The organism is Pseudomonas sp. S2_A10, assembly GCF_054668465.1.
This window is the reverse complement of record NZ_CP162773.1, coordinates 519,853-545,984: the sequence shown is the minus strand read 5'-3', so window position 1 is coordinate 545,984 and position 26,132 is coordinate 519,853. Positions and strand designations below refer to the sequence as shown.

Here is a 26,132-nt window from a genome sequence, read left to right as displayed (position 1 = left end):
AGTGTGCACACTCTCGGGTTTTTTATCGGCGCGATAAAACTATGCTGGCTAATAAGTAGCTGGCTAATGTTTTTTCTGTTTGATCAGTTATTCATCCATAAAAAAACCGCCCACCTGATACAGGCGGGCGGTTTTGTTAGACCAGAGCTCTACAGTACGTCAGCTTCGCATCCTTATTAGAGGATGTTCAGTGGGTACTCGATGATCAGACGGGTGTCGTTGTTATCAGACGAGTAACCGCTGTAGGCACCGTTGGAGCGGTACATGGCGTAACGCAGACGGAACGACAGGTCTTTGGCCGGACCTTCCTGAACCACGTACTTGGACTCGGCGTTCCACTCGTTCTCTTTACCTTCACCCAGACCGTTGGTCTTGATGTTGTCACCCATCACATAACGGGTCATGAAGCTCAGGCCAGGTACGCCGTAAGTCTTCATGTTCAGGTCATAGCGAGCCTGCCACGATTTTTCTTCGCGGCCCACGAAGTCGGAAATCTGGATGGAGTTGGCCACGAAAATTGTACTGTTGCCGTCAACGCCATAGTAGTAAGCGTTGTCGCCGCTCGACTGCTGGTAAGCAACGGTGAACTTGTGGGCGCCCAAGCTGTAAGCTGCTGCCAAGGACCACAGGTTGTTGTCTACGCCACGGGTATCGTTGTCGTCGGTCTCGTCGCCAATTGCACTGACCAAGTCGCCGCGTTTGTCGCCTTTGGTGTGGTAACCGTTGAAGTCGAAGTTCAGCGACTGCTCGTCGTTGATCGGCAAGGTGTAGTTGAGGTTGACGTAGTACTTCTTGAAGTAGTCTTCAGCGTCGGAAGCAGCCAATGCACCGGTGAAATTGTCTGTGAAGGCGTAGCTGGCACCGAAGATGTTGATGCTGGTCAGGCCTTTGCCGCCATTGCCATCTTCATCCGGCAGACCGGCGATGCTGTCGCGGCCCATGCCGGTCTGCTTGCTCAGCGCTGTGAAGCGACCTGCGCTAAGTTCCAGACCTTTGATCTCTTTGGAAGTGATCAGGGTACCGGTGGCGACTTCTGGCAGCAGACGGCTGTCGTCAGTGGCGAAAACCGGGCTGGCAACGAATTGCTGACCGTATTTCAGAACGGTGTCGGATACACGGAATTTGACTGCGCCGCCGACCTTGCCCTGGGATTTCTCAGGGTTGCCATCGCTGTCGTTGGCGAACAAGCCGTTACCCCGACGACCCGAACCGCCGTCCAGTTTTACCGAACCCATGGCCATGGCGTCGAGACCGAAGCCTACGGTGCCTTGAGTGAAGCCCGACTCGTAAGTCAGCAGTTGGCTGAGACCGCTATCCTGGCGATAGCCACTTTTGAAAGTGCCGTCACCGTTGGAAACGTTGCCCGCGCCATTTTTGTAGTCGCGGTTCATGTATTCGAAACGAGTCTTCAGTTTCAGGCTCTGATCTTCCAGGAAACCTTTGGCTTCATCCTGAGAAGACGCCATTGCGAACTGCGAGGTGCCTGCTGCAACAGCCAGGGCGATCATGCTCCACTTCATCACGCGCATCGTGATTTGCTCCTTTGGTTTTTAGAAGAGTACTGCCGTCCCACCTGTTTTATTATCTGGGCGGCTCTTTCTTTTTGTGTCGGCGCAAACTTATATCACGCCGACATTGTTGGCGATACTTGCGAAATCAACCTTTCAGCTTCTTTACGGCGTTGTCGCAAAAGGAGCGCTGGATGTCGCAAATTCACAGTACCGATGCAGCCGGACTGACAACTTTATCGCTGTTTCCGGGCCTTTTTTGCATCGCTAAAAAAGAGTCCCTGGCAAAACACTTGAATCTCCATCGGGCAACCCTGCCACTGTTTTTATTGGCTTCAAGCGACCACTTCCAGCGGTGCGCTTATAGTCCATACGGTTACTAATGCAACAAGCGTGCACAAACCGCGAAAACGCTGCGGTTATTTTTCTGTGGGCCGCTCGCAGATGTGAAAACCGTGTGAAAACGGGGCTCCGGAGCCTTTTTTTCTGCGGGCTTGACGAGGTTCTCCCAATGGTGTTGCAGCGCACCCAAGGTGCGCAGGACAGCAAAAAACGTTACCGGTTCACCCCGTACTGAGTATTTAGCGGATGCCCGACCCAGTGAGCGTAGTCGTGTTGTGCAGTTTTGGTGCAAAAAAATCATGAATCCAGCCTTGGCCAATCTGGCGGCGATTGACCTGAGGTACGGCAGATCAAGGATTTTCGTGCAGCTCTTCACGTCAAGGCTCATGTCGGGGCCTGTGTTGGTGCGCGGCCGGGATAAATGTTTCATGTCGGAGCGCCTGGCGATTTACTGCCGGCAGCGGCGTGAAGCTCGCTGCATTCGCAGGTATGCTGCCGTTCTGTCGCTTGGCGCGCTGCTTCGAATGGGCCGCCGCTAAGCTGAGTTAGAGGATCAGCGGGAGTGCTCACAGTGTTTGCTTTGGATTCACGACTTCAACAGGACGCCCTGGTCATCGGCGACTTTCCGTTGTGCCGGCTGTTGCTGTCCAACGACAGCAATTACCCTTGGTTCATCCTGGTACCTCGTCGCGAGGATATAAGCGAGTTGTTTCAGTTGGATGTCGCCGATCAGCAGCAACTGTGGCAGGAAACCACCACCCTTGCCGAGTTACTCAAGGATTCGTTCGACGCGGACAAGCTGAACGTGGCAACCCTGGGTAACGTTGTCAGCCAGTTACATATGCATGTGATCGTGCGTAAGCGTGACGATGTCGCCTGGCCGGCTCCGGTCTGGGGCAGGCACCCGGCCAAGCCGTACAGCGCGGAACAGGTAGCAGCCATTCGCGAGCGCTTGCGTCTGGTGCTGACCGATGAATTCACTTTTTTGGAGGGCTGAGTCATGAGCCTTGAAGGACGCGTTACCGATCTGGAAAGCCGTCTGGCCTTTCAGGATGACACCATTCAGGCATTGAACGATGTGCTGGTGGCGCAGCAGAAGGTCATCGAGCGCTTGCAATTGCAGATGGAAGCGCTGATCAAGCGTCACGAAGAGATGGTCGGGCAGTTCGGTGCTTTTGAGGAAGATGCACCGCCGCCGCATTATTGAGCCATTCGGCAGGCATAAAAAAACCGCGAACAGACAGGCTGTTCGCGGTTTTTTTTTGCTTTGGATCAGCGACGCGGCAGAGCGGCGATCACGTCCTCGGCTTGCAGGCCTTTGTCGCGGTTCATCACCGAGAACTCGACGCGCTGGCCTTCGACCAGAACACGGTGGCCTTCGCCACGAATGGCGCGAAAGTGCACGAAAATATCATCGCCGGAGTCCCGGGAGATAAACCCGAAACCCTTGGAAGTGTTGAACCACTTCACGGTGCCGGTATCGCGATTGCTCATGTCATAGGTGGTCGGCGCAGCGGCCGGTGACGATTTGTAAAAGCTCACGGCCAAATGCAGCAGCACGGCAACCAGGGCGATCACCAGACTGAACAACACCGCCGGTTGGCCAGCGATGACCGGCATTGGTGCGATCAGCGTCAGGGTTTGCAGGACGACAGTCAGCACCAGCAGGGCGCTGACCAGATTTTGCAGATGCTGGCGCGGGCCTTTGTTCCAGTACGGAATCACTGGAGCGATGACCAGGTTCAGCAGGCCGAAAAAGGCCAGGTAAAGTGCATCGGGCTGTTGCAGGTAAGGAACGGCTTCGGCTTTCAGGCTGGGTATGAACGACAGCAGCAAGGCTGCTGCGCCCATTAGCAGGTGGACGATTTTCAACATTTTGATTGGCTCACGTTATGACGGCTCACAAGGAAGAGCTGAAGGCGCACGGTTCGCTTCAGGACAAAATAAGAGGCGGTGGACACGTACACGGCATCAGCCTATGCGCAACACCCCGGAAAATAGGGCATGGCGACACACTGCCTATTTAACAGCAAAGCCTGCGGCTACTCAAATCAGCCCGGCCAGCGGCAGAAAAACGGTCGATTTGTCGCAGTCTGACCACGGATTCATAGCTGCGAGCCGGCTCTTGCCTTGCTACAGTGGGACCGAACCTGCTGGATGAATTCAATCACTGTTAGGGGGCAAGCATGGCAATTGATATCGGTATCAGTGAAGAAGACCGCAAATCCATCGTCGAAGGGCTGTCGCGACTGCTGTCGGACACCTACGTGCTGTATCTGAAAACCCATAACTTCCACTGGAACGTCACTGGCCCGATGTTTCGCACGTTGCACCTGATGTTCGAAGAGCAATACAACGAGCTGGCGCTGGCCGTCGATTTGATCGCCGAGCGTATCCGTGCGTTGGGCTTCCCGGCGCCGGGTGCCTACGCGACCTACGCGCGTCTTTCTTCTATTAAAGAAGAAGTCGGTGTGCCGAGCGCCGAAGACATGATCAAGCAATTGGTCGAAGGCCAGGAAGCGGTGACCCGTACCGCGCGCGGCATTTTCCCGCTGCTGGACAAGGTCAGCGACGAGCCGACCGCTGACCTGCTGACCCAACGCATGCAAGTGCACGAGAAAACTGCGTGGATGCTGCGCGCACTGCTCGAGGAATGATCCAGACGCTGCGGACGGCGTGAGGTCGTCCGCATGCTCTCCAGACTCTTACCGTTGTCGTTGGCTTATCCTACGAGGCTGGTCAACAAGTCGTATGGCGCTAACTTTGTCACTGGGTTTTTATGAAGGCGCAGGATGTTGCCTTATAAATCAGCAGTCATGGCAAAGGAGTGTCAACGCTATGGTAGAAGGAGACAGGCGAAGCGACAGGATGTCGGCTTCGCGGCATGTAATAAAGGTCGATCCGTTCGTCAGCGAGTTCGACATGAATCTGATCCGGCCGCTGTCGCGGTCGATTCGCCTCAATGGTTTTGCGACCTGCCTGCGACTCGAGCAGGTCTACTGGAACATCCTCGGCGGCATGGCCGAGGACAATCATTGCTCGATCAGCACACTGCTATCCCACGTTGATCGTGAGGTGCATCTGCGTTACGGCGGAGTGAAGAATTTCAGTGCGCTGGTGCGGGTGGTTTGCGTCATGAACGGGATCAAAGATCTCGCACCCGCAGTTTCGCGCTGAACGGCGGGTGCAACGAGGTTGCGGGCTGTGCAGCGTTACGGCTGCACAGCCCGCATTTAATCGATATAATCCCGCGCTTTCGCCGCAAAGCCCTGCGCGCGGCAGCAATCTGATCGCCGAGACACCTCCATGCCAATGTACGATTACCAATGTGCTTCCTGTGGTCATCAGTTGGAAGCCATTCAGAAGATCAGCGACGCACCGTTGGTCGATTGCCCTGCCTGCCAGGCGCCCGAACTGAAGAAGCAGCTGTCCATGCCGGGTTTTCGCCTCAGCGGCAATGGTTGGTACGAGACCGACTTCAAGACCGGAGCCAAGAAGAATCTGGCCGGTGGCGACAAAGCTGACTAGGGTTCAAACCCTGAACGAACGACACGCGTGAGTTTCCGCCCTGCTTGATGGCGGCGGGATCTCCACCGAATTTCGAATTACGAGAAGCGAACCACACCATGATGCGCAGCCACTATTGCGGCCAACTGAACGAAAGCCTGGAAGGCCAGGAAATTACCCTTTGCGGATGGGTTCACCGTCGCCGCGACCACGGCGGGGTGATTTTCCTCGATATCCGTGATCGTGATGGTCTGGCTCAGGTGGTGTTCGATCCGGATCGCGCCGAGAGCTTCGCCGCCGCCGACCGCGTGCGCAGCGAATACGTCGTGAAGATCACCGGCAAGGTGCGTCTGCGTCCGGCCGGCGCGACCAACGCCAACATGGCCTCGGGCATGATCGAAGTGCTGGGTTATGAACTGGAAGTGCTGAACGAGTCGGAAACCCCGCCGTTCCCGCTCAACGAGTTTTCCGACGTTGGCGAGGAAACCCGCCTGCGCTATCGCTTCCTCGACCTGCGTCGTCCGGAAATGGCCGAGAAGCTGCGTCTGCGTTCGCGCATGACCACCAGCATCCGTCGCTTCCTCGACGAGAACGGCTTCCTCGACGTCGAAACGCCGATCCTGACCCGGGCCACTCCGGAAGGTGCGCGTGACTATCTGGTGCCGAGCCGTACCCACGCCGGTTCGTTCTTCGCCCTCCCGCAATCGCCGCAGCTGTTCAAGCAACTGCTGATGGTGGCCGGCTTCGACCGTTACTACCAGATCGCCAAGTGCTTCCGTGACGAAGACCTGCGTGCCGACCGTCAGCCGGAATTCACCCAGATCGACATCGAGACCAGCTTCCTCGATGAAAAAGAGATCATGGGCCTGACCGAGCAGATGATCCGCAACCTGTTCAAGGAAGTGCTGAACCTGGAGTTCGGCGAATTCCCGCACATGACCTTCGAAGAAGCCATGCGCCGCTACGGTTCGGACAAGCCGGACCTGCGTATTCCGCTGGAACTGGTTGACGTTGCCGACCAGTTGAAAGAAGTCGACTTCAAGGTGTTCAGCGGCCCGGCCAACGATCCGAAGTGCCGCATCGCCGCACTGCGTGTTCCAGGCGGGGCGAGCATGCCGCGCAAGCAGATCGACGACTACACCAAGTTCGTCGGCATCTACGGTGCCAAGGGCCTGGCGTACATCAAGGTCAACGAGCGTGCCGCCGGTGTTGAAGGTCTGCAATCGCCGATCGTGAAGAACATCCCGGAAGACAAGCTCAACGTGATCCTTGATCGCGTTGGCGCAGTCGATGGCGATATCGTGTTCTTCGGTGCCGACAAGGCCAAGATCGTCAGCGAAGCCCTGGGCGCGCTGCGTATCAAACTCGGTCACGACCTGAAGCTGCTGACCTGCGAGTGGGCGCCAATGTGGGTCGTCGACTTCCCGATGTTCGAAGAGAACGACGACGGCAGCTTCTCGGCGCTGCACCACCCGTTCACTGCACCGAAGTGCACCCCGCAGGAGCTCGAAGCCAACCCGGCCGGCGCACTGTCCCGTGCGTACGACATGGTCTTGAACGGCACCGAGCTGGGCGGCGGTTCGATCCGTATCCACCGCAAGGAAATGCAGCAAGCGGTATTCCGCCTGCTGGGCATCAACGAAGCGGAACAGGAAGAGAAGTTCGGCTTCCTGCTCGACGCGCTGAAGTACGGCGCACCGCCGCACGGTGGTCTGGCCTTCGGTCTGGACCGTCTGGTGATGCTGATGACCGGCGCCCAGTCGATCCGTGAAGTGATCGCCTTCCCGAAAACCCAGAGTGCTGCCGACGTGATGACGCAGGCTCCGGGCGTAGTGGATGCCAAGGCATTGCGCGAGCTGCACATTCGCCTGCGCGAAACGCCAAAGGCTGAGTAAGACGGGCCTGAAGGCGCATCTTCGGATGCGCCTTTTTTCTTTCTCAGGTCGAATTTTTCAATTGCCGGCCGCTGCCTCTGCGGGGCGGGCAAGGTTTCAAAGAGCATTCGGAGCAAGTTATGGCAGGTCATTCCAAGTGGGCAAACATCAAGCACCGCAAAGAACGTCAGGATGCCAAGAGGGGCAAGATCTTCACCAAGTGGATCCGTGAACTGACCGTTGCGGCCCGTCAGGGTGGCGGTGATCCGGGTTCCAACCCGCGTCTGCGTCTGGCTCTGGACAAGGCGTTGAGCGCGAACATGAGTCGCGACATCATCGACCGTGCCGTCGCGCGCGGTGCCGGCGCCACTGAAGCGGACAACGTTGAAGAACTGACCTACGAAGGTTACGGCCCGGGCGGTGTGGCGGTGATGGTCGAGTGCATGACCGACAACCGCAACCGCACTGCGGCGGCTGTGCGTCACGCGTTCAGCAAGTGTGGCGGCAACCTCGGCACCGATGGTTCGGTGGCGTATCTGTTCGAGCGCAAGGGCCAGATCAGCTTCGCTCCGGGCGTCGATGAAGACGCACTGACCGAAGCGGCGCTGGAAGCCGATGCCGATGACGTGGTCACCCACGAAGACGGTTCGATCGACGTGTTCACCTCGTTCACCGGTTTCTATGCGGTGCGCAACGCGCTGGAAGCGGCCGGGTTCAAGGGCGACGACGCGGAAATCGTCATGCAGCCGACCACCAGCGCCGAGCTGGATCTGGAAGGTGCGGAGAAGGTGCTCAAGCTGATCGATATGCTTGAGGACCTGGACGACGTGCAGAACGTCTATTCCAACGCGGATATCCCGGAAGACGTCGCCGCTCAGCTTGGCTGATAAGCGACTAGTCTTCCTTGTGGGAGCGAGCCTGCTCGCGAAAGCGGTGTGTCATTCAGCACCTGTATCTGCTGACATACCGCCTTCGCGAGCAGGCTCGCTCCCACATTTGCTATTGGCTGTCAGGTAAATCGTTTTATGAATCTGCAGGCGTTATGACTCTAATCCTTGGTATCGACCCCGGTTCGCGCATCACCGGTTACGGGATCGTTCGCGATACCGGGCGGGGTGGCTGCATCTATGTGGCCTCGGGCTGCATTCGCACCGGTTCCGGCGAGCTGCATGAGCGTCTGCAGATCGTCTATCGCGGCGTGCGCGAAATCATCAAGACCTACGGCCCGGTGACAATGGGCATCGAAAAGGTGTTCATGGCGAAAAACGCCGACTCGGCGCTGAAGCTCGGGCAGGCGCGCGGGGCTGCGATTGTCGCCGGCGCCGAAGAGTGTCTGGAAATCGCCGAGTACACCGCCACGCAAGTCAAACAGGCGGTGGTCGGCACCGGTGCGGCCAATAAGGAGCAGGTGCAGATGATGGTCATGCACATGCTCAAGTTGACCAGCAAGCCGCAGATCGACGCCTCCGACGCCCTCGCGATTGCCATTTGCCATGCGCACACGCGCTCAAGCCTGCTGCCGCACGGGCTGGGAACCGCACGCAGTCGTGGCGGGCGCCTGCGTCTCTGATAGCATCAGCATCAATTTTCTCGAAAGTGACTTCGCGGTGCCTGTGTTGTCGGCGCGCAAGCCACCTTCAATCGTCGCCAGCCCACGGCTGGCCAGCGCTCAAGGATTCAAAACGTGATTGGACGCTTGCGCGGCACCCTGGCTGAGAAACAGCCGCCGCACCTGATTCTCGATGTGAACGGCCTTGGCTATGAGGTGGAAGTGCCCATGACCACCCTTTATCGTCTGCCGTCGGTCGGCGAACCGCTGACCCTGCACACCCATTTGGTCGTACGCGAAGATGCGCAATTGCTCTATGGTTTTGCCGGCAAGCGTGAGCGAGACTTCTTTCGCGAGCTGATCCGTCTCAACGGGGTCGGACCGAAACTGGCGCTGGCGTTGATGTCGAGCCTGGAAGTCGACGAGTTGGTGCGCTGCGTGCAGTCTCAGGACACTTCGGCGCTGACCAAGGTCCCGGGGGTTGGCAAGAAAACCGCCGAGCGTTTGCTGGTGGAATTGAAAGATCGCTTCAAGGCCTGGGAAACTTCGCCGGCGATGTTCGCGCTGGTGCCGAATCAGCCGGACGGCCCGGCGCCGGTCAACAGTGCCGAGACCGATGCGGTCAGCGCGTTGATCTCCCTGGGCTACAAGCCGCAGGAAGCGAGCAAGGCGATTTCCGCGATAAAAGACAAGAACCTGAGCAGCGAAGACCTGATCCGCCGCGCTCTGAAGGGAATGATTTAAGTGATTGAAGCTGATCGTCTGATCGCCGCCGCGCACAGCCCGCGCGAGCGCGAAGAAGTCCAGGATCGGGCCATCCGCCCGGTCAGCCTGGCCGACTACATTGGCCAGCCGACCGTGCGCGAGCAGATGGAGCTGTTCATCCAGGCTGCCCGTGGCCGCAGCGAGTCCCTCGATCACACCCTGATCTTCGGCCCGCCGGGGCTGGGCAAGACCACGCTGGCGAACATCATTGCCCAGGAAATGGGCGTGTCGATCAAGAGCACCTCCGGGCCAGTGCTGGAACGCCCGGGTGATCTGGCCGCGTTGCTGACCAATCTTGAGCCGCACGATGTGTTGTTCATCGACGAAATCCATCGTCTATCGCCGATCGTTGAAGAAGTGCTGTATCCGGCGATGGAAGATTTCCAGCTCGATATCATGATTGGCGAGGGGCCGGCGGCGCGCTCGATCAAACTGGACCTGCCGCCTTTCACTCTGGTCGGCGCCACCACCCGCGCCGGCATGCTGACCAATCCGTTGCGTGATCGCTTCGGTATCGTCCAGCGCCTGGAGTTCTACAGCACGGCGGATCTGGCAACGATCGTCAGTCGTTCGGCGGCGATTCTCGGTCTGCCGCTGGATCCGGAAGGTTCGTTCGAGATCGCCCGTCGCGCCCGTGGCACACCGCGAATCGCCAACCGTCTGCTGCGGCGGGTGCGCGATTTCGCCGAAGTACGCGCCAAGGGTCACATCACCAAAGCGGTGGCGGATCTGGCGCTGAATCTGCTGGATGTCGACGAACACGGTTTCGATCACCAGGACCGGCGCCTGCTGTTGACCATGATCGAGAAGTTCGACGGCGGTCCGGTTGGTATCGACAGTCTGGCGGCGGCGATCAGTGAAGAACGCCACACCATTGAAGACGTGCTCGAACCGTATCTGATTCAGCAGGGCTATATCATGCGCACGCCACGGGGCAGGGTGGTGACGCGGCATGCCTATCTGCATTTCGGTTTGAATGTTCCGTCACGCATGGGCGAGATGCCCGTGGCAGACGAGTTTCTCGACGCCGTCGACGATTGATACACATTTGCTGGTGATTTATTCAGGGTTTGTACTGTCAGACGACGGTACTTTTGCGTTAAAGCTTTGAAACCACGAAAAACAGTTGTCTGGCCGGATTGGCAACCTGAGGAGTAAGCACTAGAGTATGCGCGCGCAAAACGGGCTTGAGCCGTTCGCACATCGTTGTCGCGTTTATTACGAGGACACCGATGCGGGCGGCATCGTGTATTACGTTAATTACCTCAAGTTTATGGAACGGGCTCGAACCGAGCGGCTACGGGAACTGGGTTTTGCCCAATCTGTGCTTGCCGGAGAGGACGTGTTGTTCGTCGTGCATTCCAGCGAAGCGCGCTACCACGCGCCGGCGCGACTGGATGACGAACTGCTGGTAAGCGCTGATGTAATCGAATTGAACCGTGCCAGCCTGCGCTTCCGACAGCAGGTCAGGCGGGCCACGGATAATGTGCTGCTCTGCGAAGGGCAGTTTTTGGTGGCCTGCGTGCGCACCGACAGTTTGAAACCCCGGGCCCTTCCCGAAGACCTGCGTGCGGCCTTCGCCGACGCGGTCGGCCCGGGTACACACTCAAAGCAGGAGATAAAGCGTGGAAGCTAACGTCGTCGACCATTCCTCCATGTGGAGCCTGGTCAGCAATGCCAGCATCGTGGTGCAGTTGGTAATGTTGACCCTGGTGGCCGCATCGGTGACCTCATGGATCATGATCTTTCAGCGCAGCAACTTGCTGCGCGCCGGTCGACGCGCCCTGGAGAGCTTCGAAGAGCGCTTCTGGTCGGGTATCGACCTGTCCAAACTGTACCGTCAGGCTGGCAGCAATCCTGATCCGGATTCGGGCGTGGAGCAGATCTTCCGTGCCGGCTTCAAGGAATTCTCCCGTCTGCGTCAGCAGCCAGGTGTCGATCCTGAAGCCGTGATGGAAGGTGTCGCCCGTGCCATGCGTGTGGCCATCTCGCGCGAAGAAGAGAAACTCGAGCAGAGCCTGCCGTTCCTCGCCACCGTCGGTTCGGTCAGCCCGTACATCGGTCTGTTCGGTACCGTGTGGGGGATCATGAACTCCTTCCGCGGTCTGGCCAGCGCCCAGCAAGCGACCCTGGCCACCGTTGCCCCGGGTATCGCCGAAGCCCTCATCGCCACCGCGATCGGCCTGTTCGCTGCGATCCCGGCGGTCATCGCTTACAACCGTTTTGCTGCGCGCAGCGAAACCTTGCTGGGCCGCTACTACACCTTCGCCGATGAATTCCAGGCGATCCTGCACCGCAAAGTGCACACCAGCGAAGAATAAGCAGGTATTTCCCGATGGCTTTAATCGCTCGAGCTCGCAAAAAGCGCAAGCCGGTCGCCGAGATGAACGTGGTGCCCTACATCGACGTGATGTTGGTGCTGCTGGTCATCTTCATGGTGACCGCGCCGATGCTCAATCAGGGCGTGAAAGTTGATCTGCCCAAGGTTTCCAGCGAAGCCTTGCCGCAGGACAACAACACTCAGGTCCTGACCATTTCGATCAAGGCTGACAAGACCTACTACTGGAACCTTGGCAGCGAAGTCGACACCGAGAAGCAACAGGACAGGGCCATGACCCTGCCACAGATGACTGACGCGGTGACCAAGATCATCCGCGCCGGCACCGAGGGCGGCAAACGCACCCAGGTGTTCATTCGTGGTGACAAGACTGTCGACTACGGCGCCGTCATGGGCGCCATGGGCGGGTTGCAGAAAGCCGGGGTCGGTAACGTTGGTCTGATTACCGAGGCCCCCTGATGCAGCAACAGCGAGAGCCGTCCGCCTCGGAAAGCTACTTCTGGCCTAGTGTTCTGGCAATCGTCCTGCACGTGCTGGTGTTCGGCATGCTGTTCGTCAGTTTTGCCTTCACGCCCGAACTGCCGCCGGCCAAGCCGATCGTCCAGGCGACTCTGTACCAGCTGAAATCGAAAAGTCAGGCGACCACCCAGACCAATCAGAAGATTGCGGGTGAGGCGAAGAAATCCGCCGCGCGCCAGACCGAAGTCGAACAGATGGAGCAGAAAAAGATCGAGCAGGAAGCGGTGAAGGCGGCGGAACAAAAGAAAGAGGAAGCGGCTCAAAAGGCCGAGGAAGCCAAGAAGGCCGACGAGGCGAAAAAGGCTGATGAAGCCAAGAAAGCCGACGACGCGAAGAAAGCCGAAGCGAAAAAGGCCGAAGAGAAACAATTGGCTGATATAGCCAAGAAGAAGGCCGAAGACGAAGCGAAAAAGGCTGCTGAGGAAGAGGCGAAGAAGGCCGCTGCCGAAGAAGCCAAGAAGAAGATCGTCGAAGACGCGAAGAAGAAAGCCGCAGAAGACGCCAAGAAGAAAGCTGAAGCTGAAGAGGCGAAGAAGAAAGTCGCCGAAGACGCGAAGAAGAAAGCTGCTGCCGATGCTGCGAAGAAGAAAGCGCAGGAAGCGGCACGCAAATCCGCCGAAGACAAAAAGGCCCAGGCCCTGGCAGATCTGCTTTCCGACACGCCGCAGCGTCAGCAGGCCCTGGCAGATGAGCAGGGTGACGAAGTTGCCGGCAGTTTCGATGACCTGATTCGCGCTCGTGCAGCGGAAGGCTGGGCTCGTCCTCCTTCGGCGCGCAAAGGCATGACGGTCGTGCTGCAAATCGGCATGTTGCCGGACGGCACGGTGACTTCGGTCAGCGTCGCCAAGTCCAGTGGTGACGGTCCGTTCGATGCTTCGGCAGTCGCGGCAGTGAAGAATATTGGACGTTTGACAGAAATGCAGGGAATGAAGCCGAGCGATTTCGCTCCGTATCGTTCATTCAAGATGACATTCACACCTGAGGATCTAGCCTTGTGAGAAACCTTCTTCGAGGAATGCTGGTCGTGATCTGCTGCATGGCAGGGATCGCGACGGCAGATGAAAAGAACATTCTGGTCACCAGCGGCAGCGATCGGGCCACCCCGATCGCCGTCGTACCGTTCGGCATGCAGGGCGGCGCCGTGCTGCCTGACGACATGGCTGAAATCATTGGCAACGATTTGCGCAACTCGGGCTATTACTCGCCGATTCCGAAAGCCAACATGATCAGCCAGCCAAGCCAGCCGAGCGAAATCATCTTCCGTGACTGGAAGGCGGTGGGTGCTCAGTACATGATGGTCGGCAGCATCGCTCCAGCGGGCGGTCGCCTGCAGGTGCAGTGGGCACTGTTCAACGTCGCCACCGAGCAGAAAGTGGCGGACGGCAGTGTTTCCGGTACGACCGACCAGATCCGTGACATGGCGCACTTCATTTCCGATCAGTCGTTCCAGAAGCTGACCGGCATTGAAGGTGCCTTCTCGACGCGCCTGCTGTACGTGACGGCCGAGCGTTTTTCCGAGAAGAACACGCGTTACACCCTGCAACGTTCCGACTATGACGGTGCCCGCGCAGTGACTCTGCTGCAATCGCGCGAGCCGATCCTGTCGCCGCGTTTTGCACCGGATGGCAAGCGTATCGCCTACGTGTCGTTCGAGCAGAAGCGTCCGCGTATCTTCATGCAGAACATCGACACCGGTCGCCGTGAGCAGATCACCAACTTCGAAGGCCTCAATGGCGCGCCAGCCTGGTCGCCGGATGGCAATCGCCTGGCGTTCGTTCTGTCGAAAGACGGTAACCCGGACATCTACGTGATGAACCTCGGTTCGCGCCAGATCAGCCGCGTAACCAATGGTCAGGGCATCAATACCGAACCGTTCTGGGGCAAGGATGGCTCGACCATCTATTTCACCTCGGACCGTGGCGGCAAGCCGCAAATCTATAAAACCAGCGTCGGTGGCGGTGGTGCCGAGCGTGTGACGTTCGTGGGCAACTACAACGCCAACCCGAAACTTTCGGCTGATGAAAAGACTTTGGTGATGATTCATCGTCAGGATGGCTTCACCAATTTCAAGGTGGCAGCTCAGGATCTGCAGCGAGGTAGTGTAAAGATCCTCACTGATAGCACTCTGGACGAGTCACCTACTGTTGCGCCCAACGGCACCATGGTAATCTACGCCACCCGCCAACAGGGCCGGGGAGTCTTGATGCTCGTGTCCATTAATGGACGCGTGAGGCTCCCGCTTCCTACCGCTCAAGGCGAAGTCAGAGAACCGTCCTGGTCCCCTTACCTGAAGTGAGCGGGCGCTACACGTTTTACTTAACACACTGGGGTTCATTAGGAGTTTCACGATGGAAATGCTGAAGTTTGGTAAATTTGCTGCGCTGGCTCTGGCCATGGCTGTAGCTGTAGGTTGCTCGTCCAAAGGCGGCGACAACGCCGGTGAAGGCGCTGTTGATCCAAACGCTGGTTACGGCGCAAACACCGGTGCCGTTGACGGTTCCCTGAGCGAAGAAGCTGCTCTGCGCGCAATCACCACCTTCTACTTCGAATACGACAGCTCGGACCTGAAGCCAGAAGCCATGCGCGCTCTGGACGTTCACGCCAAAGACCTGAAAGCAAACGGCGCTCGCGTTGTTCTGGAAGGCAACACCGACGAACGTGGTACTCGTGAGTACAACATGGCACTGGGCGAGCGTCGTGCGAAAGCCGTTCAGCGCTACCTGGTACTGCAAGGTGTTTCCCCAGCTCAGCTGGAACTGGTTTCCTATGGCGAAGAGCGTCCAGTTGCTACCGGCAACGACGAGCAGTCCTGGGCCCAGAACCGTCGCGTCGAACTGCGTAAGTAATTCGATATGCGAACGTGCCGTCGTGCTGTAACTGTTCTGGCTCTCAGCCTCGCGCCGCTTGCGGCGTGGGCTGCGGTTCCTGTGGTCGATGACAACTCCGGTTATAACAATAGCGGGAGCAGTTATCCGCCTGCGGGTTACGGTACGAACGGCGCCTATGCCGGGGGAGCGGCTTCGGCCCCTGCCTCGGCACAAGGCATGCTGTTCAACCAATTGCAACAGATGCAGGATCAGATCTCGCGCCAACAGGGCGTGATCGAAGAACTGCAGAATCAGGTTTCGCGCATGAAGCAGGAATCCCTGGAGCGATACCAGGATCTTGATCGGCGCATAGGATCCGGCGTTGCACCAGCCGCGACTCCCGAGAATTCTTCTGCCGGTGGCGATGCAAGTGCTGCTGCCGGTGCTGCCGCAGGCGCGGGTGCTGCTGCGGCAGCCCAGGCCCCTGCTGCGGGTAGCGAGCCGGCTGATCCGGCCAAGGAAAAGCTGTATTACGATGCCGCTTTCGACCTGATCAAAGCCAAGGATTTCGACAAGGCCAGCCAGGCCTTCGCCGCTTTCCTGCGCAAATACCCCAACAGCCAGTACGCGGGCAACGCTCAATACTGGTTGGGCGAAGTGAACCTGGCCAAGGGTGATCTGCAAGGTGCAGGTCAGGCCTTTGCCAAGGTTTCGCAGCTGTATCCCAAGCACAACAAAGTGCCGGATTCGCTGTACAAGCTGGCTGACGTAGAACGCCGCCTCGGTCATACCGACAAGGTCAAAGGCATTCTGCAGCAGGTGGTGTCGCAATATCCGGGCACTTCCGCCGCGCAGCTGGCCCAGCGTGATTTGCAGCGCATGTAAGCCTGTTCATCCGTGTTTTGAAGAAACCCGCGCTTGTCGCGGGTTTTTTCGTTAGAATTCACGCCCTTTTTCTGAAACACGCTTCTTGTGGTCTACGCGTTGGCGGGATTGCCTGAAGTGCCTGACGGAGGCGGACAGCCTGTTTAGCTGTTACGCCCGTGGCGACTATGCAAGACACATTGAGAATCACCGAAGTTTTCTACTCGTTGCAGGGGGAAACTCGGACTGCCGGGCTGCCCACGGTTTTCGTGCGCCTGACCGGTTGCCCGTTGCGTTGCCAATACTGCGACAGCGCTTATGCGTTCAGCGGCGGCACCGTCCGCACCCTCGACGACATCCTTGAGCAAGTGGCCGGTTATCGTCCGCGTTACGTTTGTGTCACCGGCGGTGAGCCGTTGGCTCAGCCGAACGCCATTCCTTTGCTTGAACGGTTGTGTGATGCCGGTTACGAGGTGTCGCTGGAAACCAGCGGCGCCCTCGACGTGTCCGCCGTCGATCCGCGTGTCAGTCGCGTCGTCGACCTGAAAACGCCGGGCTCGAAAGAAGCCCATCGCAACCGTTACGAGAACATCGAACTGCTGACCCGCAACGATCAGGTGAAATTTGTCATCTGCTCGCGGGAAGACTATGACTGGGCGGTATCGAAACTGATCCAGTACGGGCTTGATAGACGTGCGGGTGAAGTGCTTTTCTCCCCAAGTCATCATGACCTCAATGCCAGGGATCTGGCGGATTGGGTGGTGGCAGATAACCTGCCAGTGCGGCTGCAACTGCAGTTGCATAAATATCTATGGAATGATGAGCCGGGGCGCTGAGATGATTGAACAACCGAACACTACCGAAAAACGTGCCGTTATCCTGCTTTCGGGCGGCCTCGACTCGGCCACCGTGGTGGCGATGGCACGCGCCGAAGGCTACGCCTGCTATACCATGAGCTTCGATTACGGCCAGCGCTCCCATGCTGAATTGCATGCCGCCGCCCGCGTTGCTCGCGATCTGGGAGTAGTCGAGCACAAGGTCATTGGCCTGAATCTCAACGGCATGGGCGGCTCGGCGCTGACTGACACCAGCATCGATATTCCGGAAGAGCTGGGCGAAGGCATTCCGGTGACTTACGTGCCGGCGCGCAACACGGTGTTCCTGTCGTTGGCATTGGGTTGGGCCGAAGTGCTCGGCGCGCGCGACATCTTCATCGGCGTCAATGCAGTGGATTATTCCGGCTACCCGGATTGCCGTCCCGAGTTCATCGAGTCGTTCGAGCGCATGGCCAACCTGGCCACCAAAGCGGGCGTGGAAGGCAATGGCTTCCGCATTCAGGCGCCACTGCAAAACCTGAGCAAGGCGCAGATCGTCCAGGCTGGCGTGAAGCTGGGCGTGGATTATGGCCTGACGGTTTCCTGCTATCAGGCAGACGATGACGGCCGCGCCTGCGGCAAATGTGACAGCTGCCGCCTGCGTGCTGAAGGCTTCGCGGCGGCGGGTGTGAGCGATCCAACTCCTTATTTTTAATCTTTTTCAAAAAAGGTGTTGAATAGTCCTTAAAAATCAGTATTATACGCGCCACCACACAGCGGGTCGTTAGCTCAGTTGGTAGAGCAGTTGGCTTTTAACCAATTGGTCGTAGGTTCGAATCCCACACGACCCACCATATTTTGCGGTTTAGAAAATCCGGAAGGCCCACGAAAGTGAGGATTTCCGGGTTTTTTTTTGCCTGCAATTCGGGCGTTCGATGTTTCAGTGCGACCCGACCTGATACAGGTCAGAATCATCTTTTGTCTCAACGGGATATTCTGTAGCCTTGCGCAGCTTCAACGCTGTCCGTGCCTGATGATACTCACTCTCCCGGCGGTACCCTCTAACGGTCCGGAGCCGGGTGTATACTCGACTTTCGCGCGAATGCGCCTGCAGGTCTTGCGAACATGACGCAGATTTCCGAACGCCTTCTGGTTCAAGCCCACCTCGACGCCAAACAGCCCAAACCGCTGACGGCAGAAGAGGAGGCTTATTACCGTTCCGCCATCGCCGCCGAGCTCAAGGCTCAGGACGCGGTGCTGGTTGCCCACTTTTATTGCGATCCGGTGATTCAGGCCCTGGCCGAAGAGACCGGCGGCTGTGTATCCGATTCCCTGGAAATGGCCCGCTTCGGCAATGCCCATCCGGCCAAGACCGTGGTGGTCGCCGGCGTCAAGTTCATGGGCGAGACGGCAAAGATTCTCAACCCGGAAAAACGCGTGCTGATGCCGACCCTGGAGGCGACGTGCTCGCTGGACCTGGGATGCCCGGTCGATGAGTTCTCGGCGTTCTGCGACCAGCACCCGGAACGCACCGTGGTGGTGTATGCCAATACTTCCGCCGCCGTGAAGGCTCGGGCTGACTGGGTGGTGACTTCGAGCTGCGCACTGGAAATCGTCGAAAGCCTGATGGACAACGGCGAGACGATCATCTGGGGCCCGGACAAGCATCTGGGCACCTACATTCAGCGCAAGACCGGCGCCGACATGCTGCTGTGGGACGGTGCTTGCATCGTCCATGAAGAATTCAAGTCCAAGCAGCTCGAAGACATGAAGGCGCTGTACCCGGACGCGGCGATTCTGGTGCATCCCGAGTCGCCGACTTCGGTGATTGAGCTGGCGGATGCCGTCGGTTCCACCAGTCAGTTGATCGCGGCCGCGCAAAGCCTGCCGAACAAGACCCTGATCGTCGCTACCGACCGTGGCATCTTCTACAAGATGCAGCAGCTGTGCCCGGACAAGGTCTTTATCGAGGCGCCTACCGCCGGTAATGGCGCCGCGTGCCGCAGTTGTGCACATTGCCCGTGGATGGCCATGAACACCCTTGAGCGCACGCTCAAGAGCTTGAAAGAAGGCACCAACGAGATCTTTGTCGATCCGGCGCTGATTCCCCAAGCGATCCGCCCGTTGAAGCGCATGCTCGACTTCACCCAGGCAGCGCGGATGAAATTGGCGGGTAACGCCTGAGAGAACCCATTGTATGAGTGAGCCCTGTGGTGAGGGGATTTATCCCCGTTGGGTGGCGAAGCCGCCCTAAATCAAACACCGCGGCATATCAGGGATACCGCGTGGGCTCCTTTACGACTACTACGCAGCCGGACGGGGATAAATCCCCTCACCACAGGCCGACTCTTGAGCATGGAAATTATTTGCTCTTCTTCGGGATCCGCACCACACGCGTATCCGAATAGATGTCATGCCAGGTGCGTTTCTGCTTGTCGAACAGCGACCAGAAGAACCCCAGCCCGATACACAACCACGACGCGATCGACACCATAAAGCGCAGCAGCGCCTGCCACAGGCTGATCGCTGTGCCGTTGGCGTTCTGCACGCGGATCCCCCACACCTGCATGCCCAGTGTCTGCCCGCCGTGGGTCCAGAACTTGGCGAAGAAGCCGAACAATACCAACAGCAGCACCGTGGAGTAGAGCGGATCACCATCCAGCTGGCCGGCGTCGGTCATCACTCGCAGACGCTCTTCGCCAATGATCGCCGCCTGGATCAACTTATAGATGAATCCGGTGACGATCAGCAGGGCGGTGCACAGCAGGAAGTCGTAGAACATCGCCGCCAGACGACGACCGAGAGCAACGGGAGGAAAGTCCCCTTGCGGCGTGAGCAGGTGTTTCGACATGGCAGCCTCGGGACGCGAATGGAAGCGCCATTTTACGGATAAGCGCGCACAAAAAAGCCCCTGATATCAATATCAGGGGCTTTTTCGTATCAGAAGATCAGGCTTCTGCTTGTACTTCGTCAGCCTGCATGCCTTTCTGGCCTTGCACAGCAACGAAAGTCACTTTCTGGCCTTCTTTCAGGCTCTTGAAGCCGTTGCCCTGAATGGCGCGGAAATGTACGAACAGATCCGGACCGCTTTCTGGAGTGATAAAACCAAAACCTTTCTCGTCGTTAAACCACTTGACGGTACCGCTCTGACGTGTGGACATTTCTTATTTCCTTTGACGCATAAATTGATGACAGCCTCTTTCACATGAAAGAGTACTGGAGCTGGTTGCAAGGAGTAAGAAGACGTCGAGCGGGATGTAGCTAACTTGTAGGCTACTGCCCAGGTCACGATTCCAAGCTGACCCATGCAAACACAGTGGACAAACTCTACGCCAACTACGGGAGAAAAAACAAGCCCTGCGAAGGCCCCGGTTTTACTGCTCTTCGCGGCAATTAGTCAGTTCACTAGAGCAGTCTTAGACGATTGTCTGGTTCAGTTTTTTGCAGTCGTTATAAGCCACGTTCATATTCGAAACAGATGTTAAAAAACGCACTGTTTTATGGCGATTGCGTTACACATTAGTGCACGCATAACGCAATCGCGTTACTTATAGAAACAGTCGATCAACCGCGATAGTAGCGTTGTGGAACAAATGGCATTTTGCTTACAAGCATTTGCACCTTTTTCCCACGGACGATGGCCCACACAGGTGTATCGATCGTGACGTAGGCGCTGTCGAGGTAACCCATCGCCAATGGGCCGCCCAAGGTCGGACCAAAGCCGCCGCTGCAGACGCTGCCGATGGTCTCGCCGGCCTCGTTGACGATGTCTGCGCCTTCACGTACCGGGGTGCGCTCCTGTGGCAGCAGGCCGACGCGTTTGCGTGCGACGCCGTTCTGTTGTTGCGCGAAGATCTGCTCGGCGCCCGGGAAACCGCCGGCCCGTGCGCCGTCGGCGCGGCGTGGCTTGGAGATCGCCCAAAGCAGGCTGGCTTCAATGGGTGTGGTCTCGGTGTTCATGTCGTGGCCGTACAGGCACAGGCCGGCTTCCAGACGCAGCGAATCACGGGCGCCGAGGCCGATGGCCTGGACCTCTGGTTCGGCGAGCAGGGCGCGGGCGAGTTTTTCCGCGTCGGCGGCCGGTACAGAGATTTCGAAACCGTCTTCACCGGTGTAGCCCGAACGGCTGACAAAGCAGTCCACGCCCAGCAACGACACACGGTTGAACTGCATGAAGGTCATCTTCGTCACGTCCGGCGCAAGACGCGCCAGCACCGTGACGGCTGCCGGACCTTGCAGGGCGAGCAGGGCGCGCTCTTCGAACAGCGCCGTAATGGTGCACTGATCGCCGATGTGTTTTTGCAGATGCGCGAGATCCTGATCCTTGCACGCGGCGTTGACCACCAGGAACAACTCGTCATTGCCCAGATTGGCAACCATCAGGTCATCGAGGATGCCGCCGCTTTCGTTGGTGAACATCGCATAACGCTGCATGCCCACCGGCAGGTCGATGATGTCCACCGGCACCAGGGTTTCCAGGGCTTTGGCCGCATTGGCACCGGTCAGACGAATCTGGCCCATGTGCGAGACGTCGAACAGCCCCGCCTGTTCGCGGGTGTGCTGGTGTTCTTTCATCACCCCGAGCGGGTATTGCACGGGCATGTCGTAGCCGGCGAACGGCACCATGCGCGCGCCGAGTTCGAGGTGCAGTGCGTGCAGCGGGGTTTTCGAGAGTTGTTCGGTGGACATGCGTGGCTCCTTTGAATTTGGGTTGCGGGTGAGAGGCAAGATCAAGAGCCCCTCACCCCAGCCCTCTCCCGGAGGGAGAGGGAGCTAGTTACGTTTGGCTGAGTTCGTAATCAGCATTCGATAATGTTGACCGCCAGGCCGCCGCGGGCGGTTTCCTTGTATTTGCTTTTCATGTCGGCGCCGGTCTGGCGCATGGTGCGGATGACTTTGTCGAGGGAGACGAAATGCTGGCCGTCGCCACGCATGGCCATGCGCACGGCATTGATGGCTTTCACCGAACCCATCGCATTGCGCTCGATGCACGGGACTTGTACCAGGCCGCCGATCGGGTCGCAGGTCAAACCGAGGTTGTGTTCCATGCCGATTTCCGCGGCGTTCTCGACTTGCTGCACGCTGCCGCCGAGCACTTCGCACAGAGCGCCGGCCGCCATTGAACAGGCCACACCGACTTCACCCTGACAACCGACTTCGGCGCCGGAGATCGAAGCGTTTTCCTTGTAAAGAATGCCGATTGCGGCAGCGGTCAGCAGAAAACGCACGACACCGTCGTCATTCGCCCCGGGGATAAAACGCATGTAGTAATGCAGCACCGCCGGAATGATCCCCGCCGCGCCATTGGTGGGCGCAGTGACCACGCGTCCGCCATTGGCGTTTTCTTCGTTGACCGCCAGTGCATAAAGATTGACCCAGTCGAGCACCGACAACGGATCGCGCAGGGCCGATTCCGGGTTCTTGCACAATTGCCGATGCAGCGCCGCCGCCCGGCGTTTGACCTTCAAACCGCCCGGCAAGATACCTTCGTTCCGACAGCCAGCAGCGACGCAGTCCTGCATCACCTGCCAGATTTTCAGCAGGCCGGCACGGGTTTCGGCTTCCGGGCGCCAGGCGCTTTCATTGGTCAGCATCACCTGGCTGATCGACAGCCCGTACGTAGCGCAATGACCGAGCAAGTCCTTGGCGCTTTTGAAAGGGAAGGTCAGTGGCGTTGCATCTTCGACAATGCGATCGGCACCGGCCGCATCTTCATCGACAACAAAACCACCGCCAACCGAGTAGTACTCGCGACTGCGGATCTGAATCCCCGCCGCATCGAAGGCGCGAAAGATCATGCCGTTGGGGTGATAGGCCAACGGTTTGCGGATCATTGCCAGATGTTCTTTCTCGTTGAACGCAATGCTGTGTTCGCCGAGCAGGTTCAAGCGGCCGTTGCCGCGAATTTCCTGCAGGCGCGCGGCGACGGTTTCGGTGTCGACTGTGTCCGGGTGCTCGCCTTCAAGGCCGAGCAGCACGGCTTTATCGCTGCCGTGACCTTTGCCGGTAGCACCGAGCGAACCGTACAGCTCGACACGCACGCTGGCGGTGCTGGTCAGCAGGTTTTCACGGCGTAAACCTTCGGCGAAGCGCGCAGCGGCGCGCATCGGGCCGACGGTGTGGGAACTGGAGGGACCGATGCCAATCTTGAACAGGTCGAACACGCTTAACGACATGAGTGGTTCTCCGGTTTCTTGTTATAGGGATTGGCGCAGTTTTTGAGATCGGTGCAGATCCCTTGTGGGAGCGAGCCTGCTCGCGAAAGCGTCGGATCAGCCACCATTTACGTTGACTGAAATGGCGCCTTCGCGAGCAGGCTCGCTCCCACAGGGGGATCTAGGGTATTGCTGAAATCGGGGCCGATATTCAGCCCCTCATTCCATTAAGCGTAGCTTTCGATCGAAGGGCAGGCGCACACCAGGTTGCGATCGCCGAAGACATTGTCGACACGGCCGACCGGCGGCCAGTATTTGCCTTCGATCAGCGACGCGACCGGGTAAACGGCTTGCTCACGGCTGTACGGGTGGGTCCATTCGCCGACCAGTTCCGCTGCGGTGTGCGGGGCGTTTTTCAGCGGGTTGTCTTCCTTGTCCAGCGTGCCGTTTTCCACTGCGCGTATTTCCTCGCGGATGCGGATCATGGCGTCGCAGAAGCGGTCCAGTTCTTCCTTGGATTCGCTTTCGGTCGGCTCGATCATCAATGTGCCGGCGACCGGGAACGACATGGTCGGCGCATGGAAGCCGAAGTCGATCAGGCGCTTGGCGACGTCATCGACGCTGATGCCGCTGCTGTCTTTGAGTGGACGCAGATCGAGGATGCACTCGTGCGCCACCAGGCCGTTGCTGCCGGTGTACAGCACTGGGTAATGCTCTTCGAGGCGACGGGAAATGTAGTTGGCATTGAGGATCGCCAGCTGCGAAGCGCGTTTGAGACCGGCGCCACCCATCATGCGGATGTACATCCAGGTAATCGGCAAAATACTTGCGCTGCCGAACGGTGCCGCGCAGACCGCGCCTTCCTTGCGTTCCATCTGGCCGTGGCCCGGCAGGAACGGCGTCAGGTGCGATTTGACGCCGATCGGGCCAACGCCCGGGCCGCCACCGCCGTGCGGGATGCAGAAGGTTTTGTGCAGGTTCAGGTGCGAGACGTCGCCGCCGAACTTGCCCGGTGCGCAGAGGCCGACCATGGCGTTCATGTTGGCGCCGTCGATGTACACCTGGCCGCCGTTGTCGTGAATGATCGCGCAGATTTCCCGGATGCCTTCTTCGAACACGCCGTGGGTCGACGGGTAGGTGATCATCAGCGCGGCGAGGTGTTCGCGGTGCTCAATGGCTTTGGCACGCAGGTCTTCAATGTCGACGTTGCCACGGGCATCGCACGCGGTGACGACCACACGCATACCAGCCATTTGCGCGGTGGCCGGGTTGGTGCCATGGGCCGACGACGGGATCAGGCAAATGTCGCGGCGCTCGTCGCCACGGCTCTGGTGGTAGGCGCGGATCGCCAGGAGACCTGCGTATTCACCTTGCGAACCGGCGTTCGGTTGCAGCGAGATCGAGTCGTAACCGGTGGCGGCGCAGAGCATCGCTTCCAGCTCATCGGTCAGTTGCTGGTAACCGGCGCTTTGTGCGGCCGGGGCGAACGGGTGCAGCGCACCGAATTCGGCCCAGGTCACCGGGATCATTTCACTGGCGGCGTTGAGTTTCATGGTGCACGAGCCCAGTGGAATCATGGTGCGATCCAGTGCCAGGTCCTTGTCCGCCAGTTTGCGCAGGTAGCGCATCAGCTCGGTTTCCGAGTGGTAACGGTTGAACACCGGGTGGCTGAGGATCGGCGACTGGCGCACCAGCGCAGCGGGGATGGTGCTCTGCACCGAGGCGGCCAGCGCAGCGAAGTCCGGCAGGGTCTTGCCGTCAGCGAACAGGCCCCACAGGGTTTCGATATCAGCCTGCGTGGTGGTTTCGTCGACCGACAGGCCCAGACGTTCGGAGTCGATCACGCGCAGGTTGATCTGCTGAGTGTGCGCCTTGTCGTGCAGCGCAGCGGTGTCTGCGCCGGTAGCGATGGTCAGGGTGTCGAAGAAACTGGCTTGTTCAACTTTAGCGCCGAGAGCGGTCAGGCCCTCGGCCAGAATGGCGGTCAGGTGATGCACGCGGTTGGCGATCTGCGTCAGACCTTTCGGGCCGTGGTACACGGCGTACATGCTGGCGATGTTGGCCAGCAGCACTTGCGCGGTGCAGATGTTCGACGTGGCCTTTTCGCGGCGGATGTGTTGCTCGCGGGTCTGCATCGCCAGACGCAGGGCCGGCTTGCCGAAACGGTCAACCGAGACGCCGACCAGACGGCCCGGCATGTCGCGCTTGAACGCATCCTTGGTGGAGAAGTAAGCAGCGTGCGGGCCACCGAAGCCCAGCGGCACGCCGAAGCGTTGCGCCGAACCGATGGCGACGTCGGCGCCGAATTCACCGGGTGCGGTGAGCAGGGTCAGGGCCAGCAGGTCGGCGGCCACGGCCACCAGAGCGTTGGCGGCGTGGAAGCGCTCGGTCAGATCGCGGTAGTCGAACACATCACCGTTGCTCGCCGGGTATTGCAGCAGTGCGCCGAAGAACGGCGTCACGTCAGTCAGTTCACGCTCATCGCCGACCACAACGTCAATGCCCAGCGGCTCGGCACGGGTGCGCAGCACGTCGAGGGTTTGCGGGTGGCTGTGGATCGAGGCGAAGAACTGGTGGCTGCCCTTGTTCTTGCTCAGGCGTTTGCAGAAGGTCATGGCTTCGGCAGCGGCGGTGGCTTCGTCGAGCAGGGAGGCGTTGGCGATCGGCAGGCCGGTGAGGTCGCTGATCATGGTCTGGAAGTTCAGCAGCGCTTCGAGACGGCCCTGGGAAATTTCTGGCTGGTACGGAGTGTAAGCGGTGTACCAGGCCGGGTTTTCCAGCAGGTTGCGCAGGATCGGCGACGGCGTGTGGCAGTTGTAGTAGCCCTGGCCGATGTAGGTTTTGAACAGCTGGTTTTTGCCGGCGATGGATTTGATCATCGCCAGGGCGTCGGCCTCGCTGAGGCCGTCGTCCATGCCGAGCACGCTGGTGCCCTTGATGCTTTCCGGGATGACACTGGCGCTCAGGGCTTCGAGTGAATCGAAGCCGAGGCTGTTGAGCATGGCTTGCTCGTCACCGGCGCGCGGGCCGATGTGACGGGCGATGAATTCGTTGGCAGTGCCGAGATTGATGGCGGTCATCGGGTAATT

At 58.8% G+C, this 26,132-nt stretch carries 27 protein-coding genes and 1 tRNA gene; 21 read left to right on the top strand and 7 right to left on the bottom strand.

Annotation, left to right across the window (positions count from 1 at the left end):
* Nucleotides 1-176 precede the first annotated feature (176 nt).
* Complete coding sequence (locus AB4N41_RS02530) at nucleotides 177-1,529, bottom strand: OprD family porin (protein WP_056787902.1); 1,353 nt, start codon at nucleotides 1,527-1,529, stop codon at nucleotides 177-179.
* Between the two features lie 892 nt (nucleotides 1,530-2,421).
* Here AB4N41_RS02530 and AB4N41_RS02525 point away from each other — a divergent pair.
* Together AB4N41_RS02525 and AB4N41_RS02520 are read left to right on the top strand one after the other, a co-directional pair.
* Nucleotides 2,422-2,847 (top strand): HIT family protein, encoded by a 426-nt coding sequence (locus tag AB4N41_RS02525; protein ID WP_056787907.1) that lies wholly within the window; start codon nucleotides 2,422-2,424, stop codon nucleotides 2,845-2,847.
* A 3-nt stretch (nucleotides 2,848-2,850) separates the two neighbouring features.
* A complete protein-coding gene (locus AB4N41_RS02520; RefSeq protein WP_041479795.1) occupies nucleotides 2,851-3,057 on the top strand; it encodes a SlyX family protein in 207 nt (68 codons plus the stop codon).
* 65 nt (nucleotides 3,058-3,122) lie between these two features.
* Here the strand turns inward: AB4N41_RS02520 and AB4N41_RS02515 are convergent, their stop codons facing one another.
* On the bottom strand, nucleotides 3,123-3,725 hold the full coding sequence (locus AB4N41_RS02515; protein WP_016773496.1) for a cold-shock protein: 603 nt from the start codon (nucleotides 3,723-3,725) through the stop codon (nucleotides 3,123-3,125).
* Nucleotides 3,726-4,036: 311 nt separating this feature from the next.
* On the opposite strand from AB4N41_RS02515, the gene AB4N41_RS02510 reads away from it, so the two are divergent.
* From AB4N41_RS02510 to nadA, 19 genes are all read left to right on the top strand, one after another.
* Nucleotides 4,037-4,507, top strand: a complete 471-nt coding sequence (locus AB4N41_RS02510; protein ID WP_041479794.1) for a Dps family protein — start codon at nucleotides 4,037-4,039, stop codon at nucleotides 4,505-4,507.
* Between the two features lie 181 nt (nucleotides 4,508-4,688).
* A complete protein-coding gene (locus AB4N41_RS02505; RefSeq protein WP_024014091.1) occupies nucleotides 4,689-5,027 on the top strand; it encodes a ribbon-helix-helix domain-containing protein in 339 nt (112 codons plus the stop codon).
* 129 nt (nucleotides 5,028-5,156) lie between these two features.
* Nucleotides 5,157-5,378, top strand: coding sequence for an FmdB family zinc ribbon protein (locus AB4N41_RS02500; RefSeq protein ID WP_016773499.1), 222 nt, complete (start codon nucleotides 5,157-5,159; stop codon nucleotides 5,376-5,378).
* Nucleotides 5,379-5,476: 98 nt separating this feature from the next.
* A complete protein-coding gene (gene aspS, locus AB4N41_RS02495; protein ID WP_041479793.1) occupies nucleotides 5,477-7,252 on the top strand; it encodes an aspartate--tRNA ligase in 1,776 nt (591 codons plus the stop codon).
* Between the two features lie 119 nt (nucleotides 7,253-7,371).
* Nucleotides 7,372-8,118 carry a YebC/PmpR family DNA-binding transcriptional regulator gene (locus AB4N41_RS02490; protein WP_024014089.1) on the top strand — a complete coding sequence of 249 codons (747 nt, stop codon included), beginning with the start codon at nucleotides 7,372-7,374 and terminating at the stop codon, nucleotides 8,116-8,118.
* A 155-nt stretch (nucleotides 8,119-8,273) separates the two neighbouring features.
* The gene (gene ruvC, locus AB4N41_RS02485) at nucleotides 8,274-8,801 is read left to right on the top strand and encodes a crossover junction endodeoxyribonuclease RuvC (protein ID WP_016773501.1); all 528 of its coding nucleotides are present in this window, start codon (nucleotides 8,274-8,276) and stop codon (nucleotides 8,799-8,801) included.
* Nucleotides 8,802-8,915: 114 nt separating this feature from the next.
* Nucleotides 8,916-9,524 (top strand): Holliday junction branch migration protein RuvA, encoded by a 609-nt coding sequence (ruvA, locus tag AB4N41_RS02480; protein ID WP_024014088.1) that lies wholly within the window; start codon nucleotides 8,916-8,918, stop codon nucleotides 9,522-9,524.
* Nucleotides 9,525-10,586, top strand: coding sequence for a Holliday junction branch migration DNA helicase RuvB (ruvB, locus tag AB4N41_RS02475; RefSeq protein WP_024014087.1), 1,062 nt, complete (start codon nucleotides 9,525-9,527; stop codon nucleotides 10,584-10,586).
* Nucleotides 10,587-10,713: 127 nt separating this feature from the next.
* Complete coding sequence (gene ybgC, locus AB4N41_RS02470) at nucleotides 10,714-11,181, top strand: tol-pal system-associated acyl-CoA thioesterase (RefSeq protein WP_252876789.1); 468 nt, start codon at nucleotides 10,714-10,716, stop codon at nucleotides 11,179-11,181.
* Entirely contained in the window at nucleotides 11,171-11,866 is a 696-nt protein-coding gene (gene tolQ / locus AB4N41_RS02465; protein WP_008080223.1) for a protein TolQ, read from the top strand. Before ybgC ends, tolQ begins: the two co-directional genes overlap by 11 nt.
* Before the next feature lie 23 nt (nucleotides 11,867-11,889).
* Entirely contained in the window at nucleotides 11,890-12,342 is a 453-nt protein-coding gene (tolR, locus tag AB4N41_RS02460) for a protein TolR (RefSeq protein ID WP_160767866.1), read from the top strand.
* Complete coding sequence (gene tolA, locus AB4N41_RS02455; RefSeq protein WP_252876788.1) at nucleotides 12,342-13,400, top strand: cell envelope integrity protein TolA; 1,059 nt, start codon at nucleotides 12,342-12,344, stop codon at nucleotides 13,398-13,400. The genes tolR and tolA overlap by 1 nt, the downstream gene beginning before the upstream one ends.
* A gap of 17 nt (nucleotides 13,401-13,417) precedes the next feature.
* The gene (gene tolB / locus AB4N41_RS02450) at nucleotides 13,418-14,698 is read left to right on the top strand and encodes a Tol-Pal system beta propeller repeat protein TolB (protein ID WP_164488347.1); all 1,281 of its coding nucleotides are present in this window, start codon (nucleotides 13,418-13,420) and stop codon (nucleotides 14,696-14,698) included.
* 52 nt (nucleotides 14,699-14,750) lie between these two features.
* Nucleotides 14,751-15,248, top strand: a complete 498-nt coding sequence (gene pal, locus AB4N41_RS02445) for a peptidoglycan-associated lipoprotein Pal (protein WP_003178634.1) — start codon at nucleotides 14,751-14,753, stop codon at nucleotides 15,246-15,248.
* Nucleotides 15,249-15,254: 6 nt separating this feature from the next.
* On the top strand, nucleotides 15,255-16,094 hold the full coding sequence (gene ybgF / locus AB4N41_RS02440; RefSeq protein ID WP_024014085.1) for a tol-pal system protein YbgF: 840 nt from the start codon (nucleotides 15,255-15,257) through the stop codon (nucleotides 16,092-16,094).
* A gap of 167 nt (nucleotides 16,095-16,261) precedes the next feature.
* A complete protein-coding gene (gene queE / locus AB4N41_RS02435) occupies nucleotides 16,262-16,909 on the top strand; it encodes a 7-carboxy-7-deazaguanine synthase QueE (RefSeq protein ID WP_041479789.1) in 648 nt (215 codons plus the stop codon).
* Between the two features lies 1 nt (nucleotide 16,910).
* Complete coding sequence (gene queC, locus AB4N41_RS02430; RefSeq protein ID WP_056787919.1) at nucleotides 16,911-17,603, top strand: 7-cyano-7-deazaguanine synthase QueC; 693 nt, start codon at nucleotides 16,911-16,913, stop codon at nucleotides 17,601-17,603.
* Nucleotides 17,604-17,666: 63 nt separating this feature from the next.
* Nucleotides 17,667-17,742 (top strand) — tRNA-Lys (locus AB4N41_RS02425).
* Nucleotides 17,743-18,013: 271 nt separating this feature from the next.
* Entirely contained in the window at nucleotides 18,014-19,072 is a 1,059-nt protein-coding gene (gene nadA, locus AB4N41_RS02420; protein ID WP_016773509.1) for a quinolinate synthase NadA, read from the top strand.
* Nucleotides 19,073-19,250: 178 nt separating this feature from the next.
* Here nadA and AB4N41_RS02415 read toward each other — a convergent pair whose 3' ends face one another.
* The 5 genes from AB4N41_RS02415 to gcvP form a co-directional block, all read right to left on the bottom strand.
* A complete protein-coding gene (locus AB4N41_RS02415) occupies nucleotides 19,251-19,739 on the bottom strand; it encodes an RDD family protein (protein ID WP_016773510.1) in 489 nt (162 codons plus the stop codon).
* A 97-nt stretch (nucleotides 19,740-19,836) separates the two neighbouring features.
* The gene (locus AB4N41_RS02410) at nucleotides 19,837-20,049 is read right to left on the bottom strand and encodes a cold-shock protein (RefSeq protein WP_003227496.1); all 213 of its coding nucleotides are present in this window, start codon (nucleotides 20,047-20,049) and stop codon (nucleotides 19,837-19,839) included.
* Between the two features lie 403 nt (nucleotides 20,050-20,452).
* A complete protein-coding gene (gcvT, locus tag AB4N41_RS02405) occupies nucleotides 20,453-21,577 on the bottom strand; it encodes a glycine cleavage system aminomethyltransferase GcvT (RefSeq protein WP_252876787.1) in 1,125 nt (374 codons plus the stop codon).
* A 110-nt stretch (nucleotides 21,578-21,687) separates the two neighbouring features.
* A complete protein-coding gene (locus AB4N41_RS02400; protein ID WP_016773512.1) occupies nucleotides 21,688-23,064 on the bottom strand; it encodes an L-serine ammonia-lyase in 1,377 nt (458 codons plus the stop codon).
* 206 nt (nucleotides 23,065-23,270) lie between these two features.
* A complete protein-coding gene (gene gcvP / locus AB4N41_RS02395) occupies nucleotides 23,271-26,123 on the bottom strand; it encodes an aminomethyl-transferring glycine dehydrogenase (protein WP_252876786.1) in 2,853 nt (950 codons plus the stop codon).
* Nucleotides 26,124-26,132 lie beyond the last annotated feature (9 nt).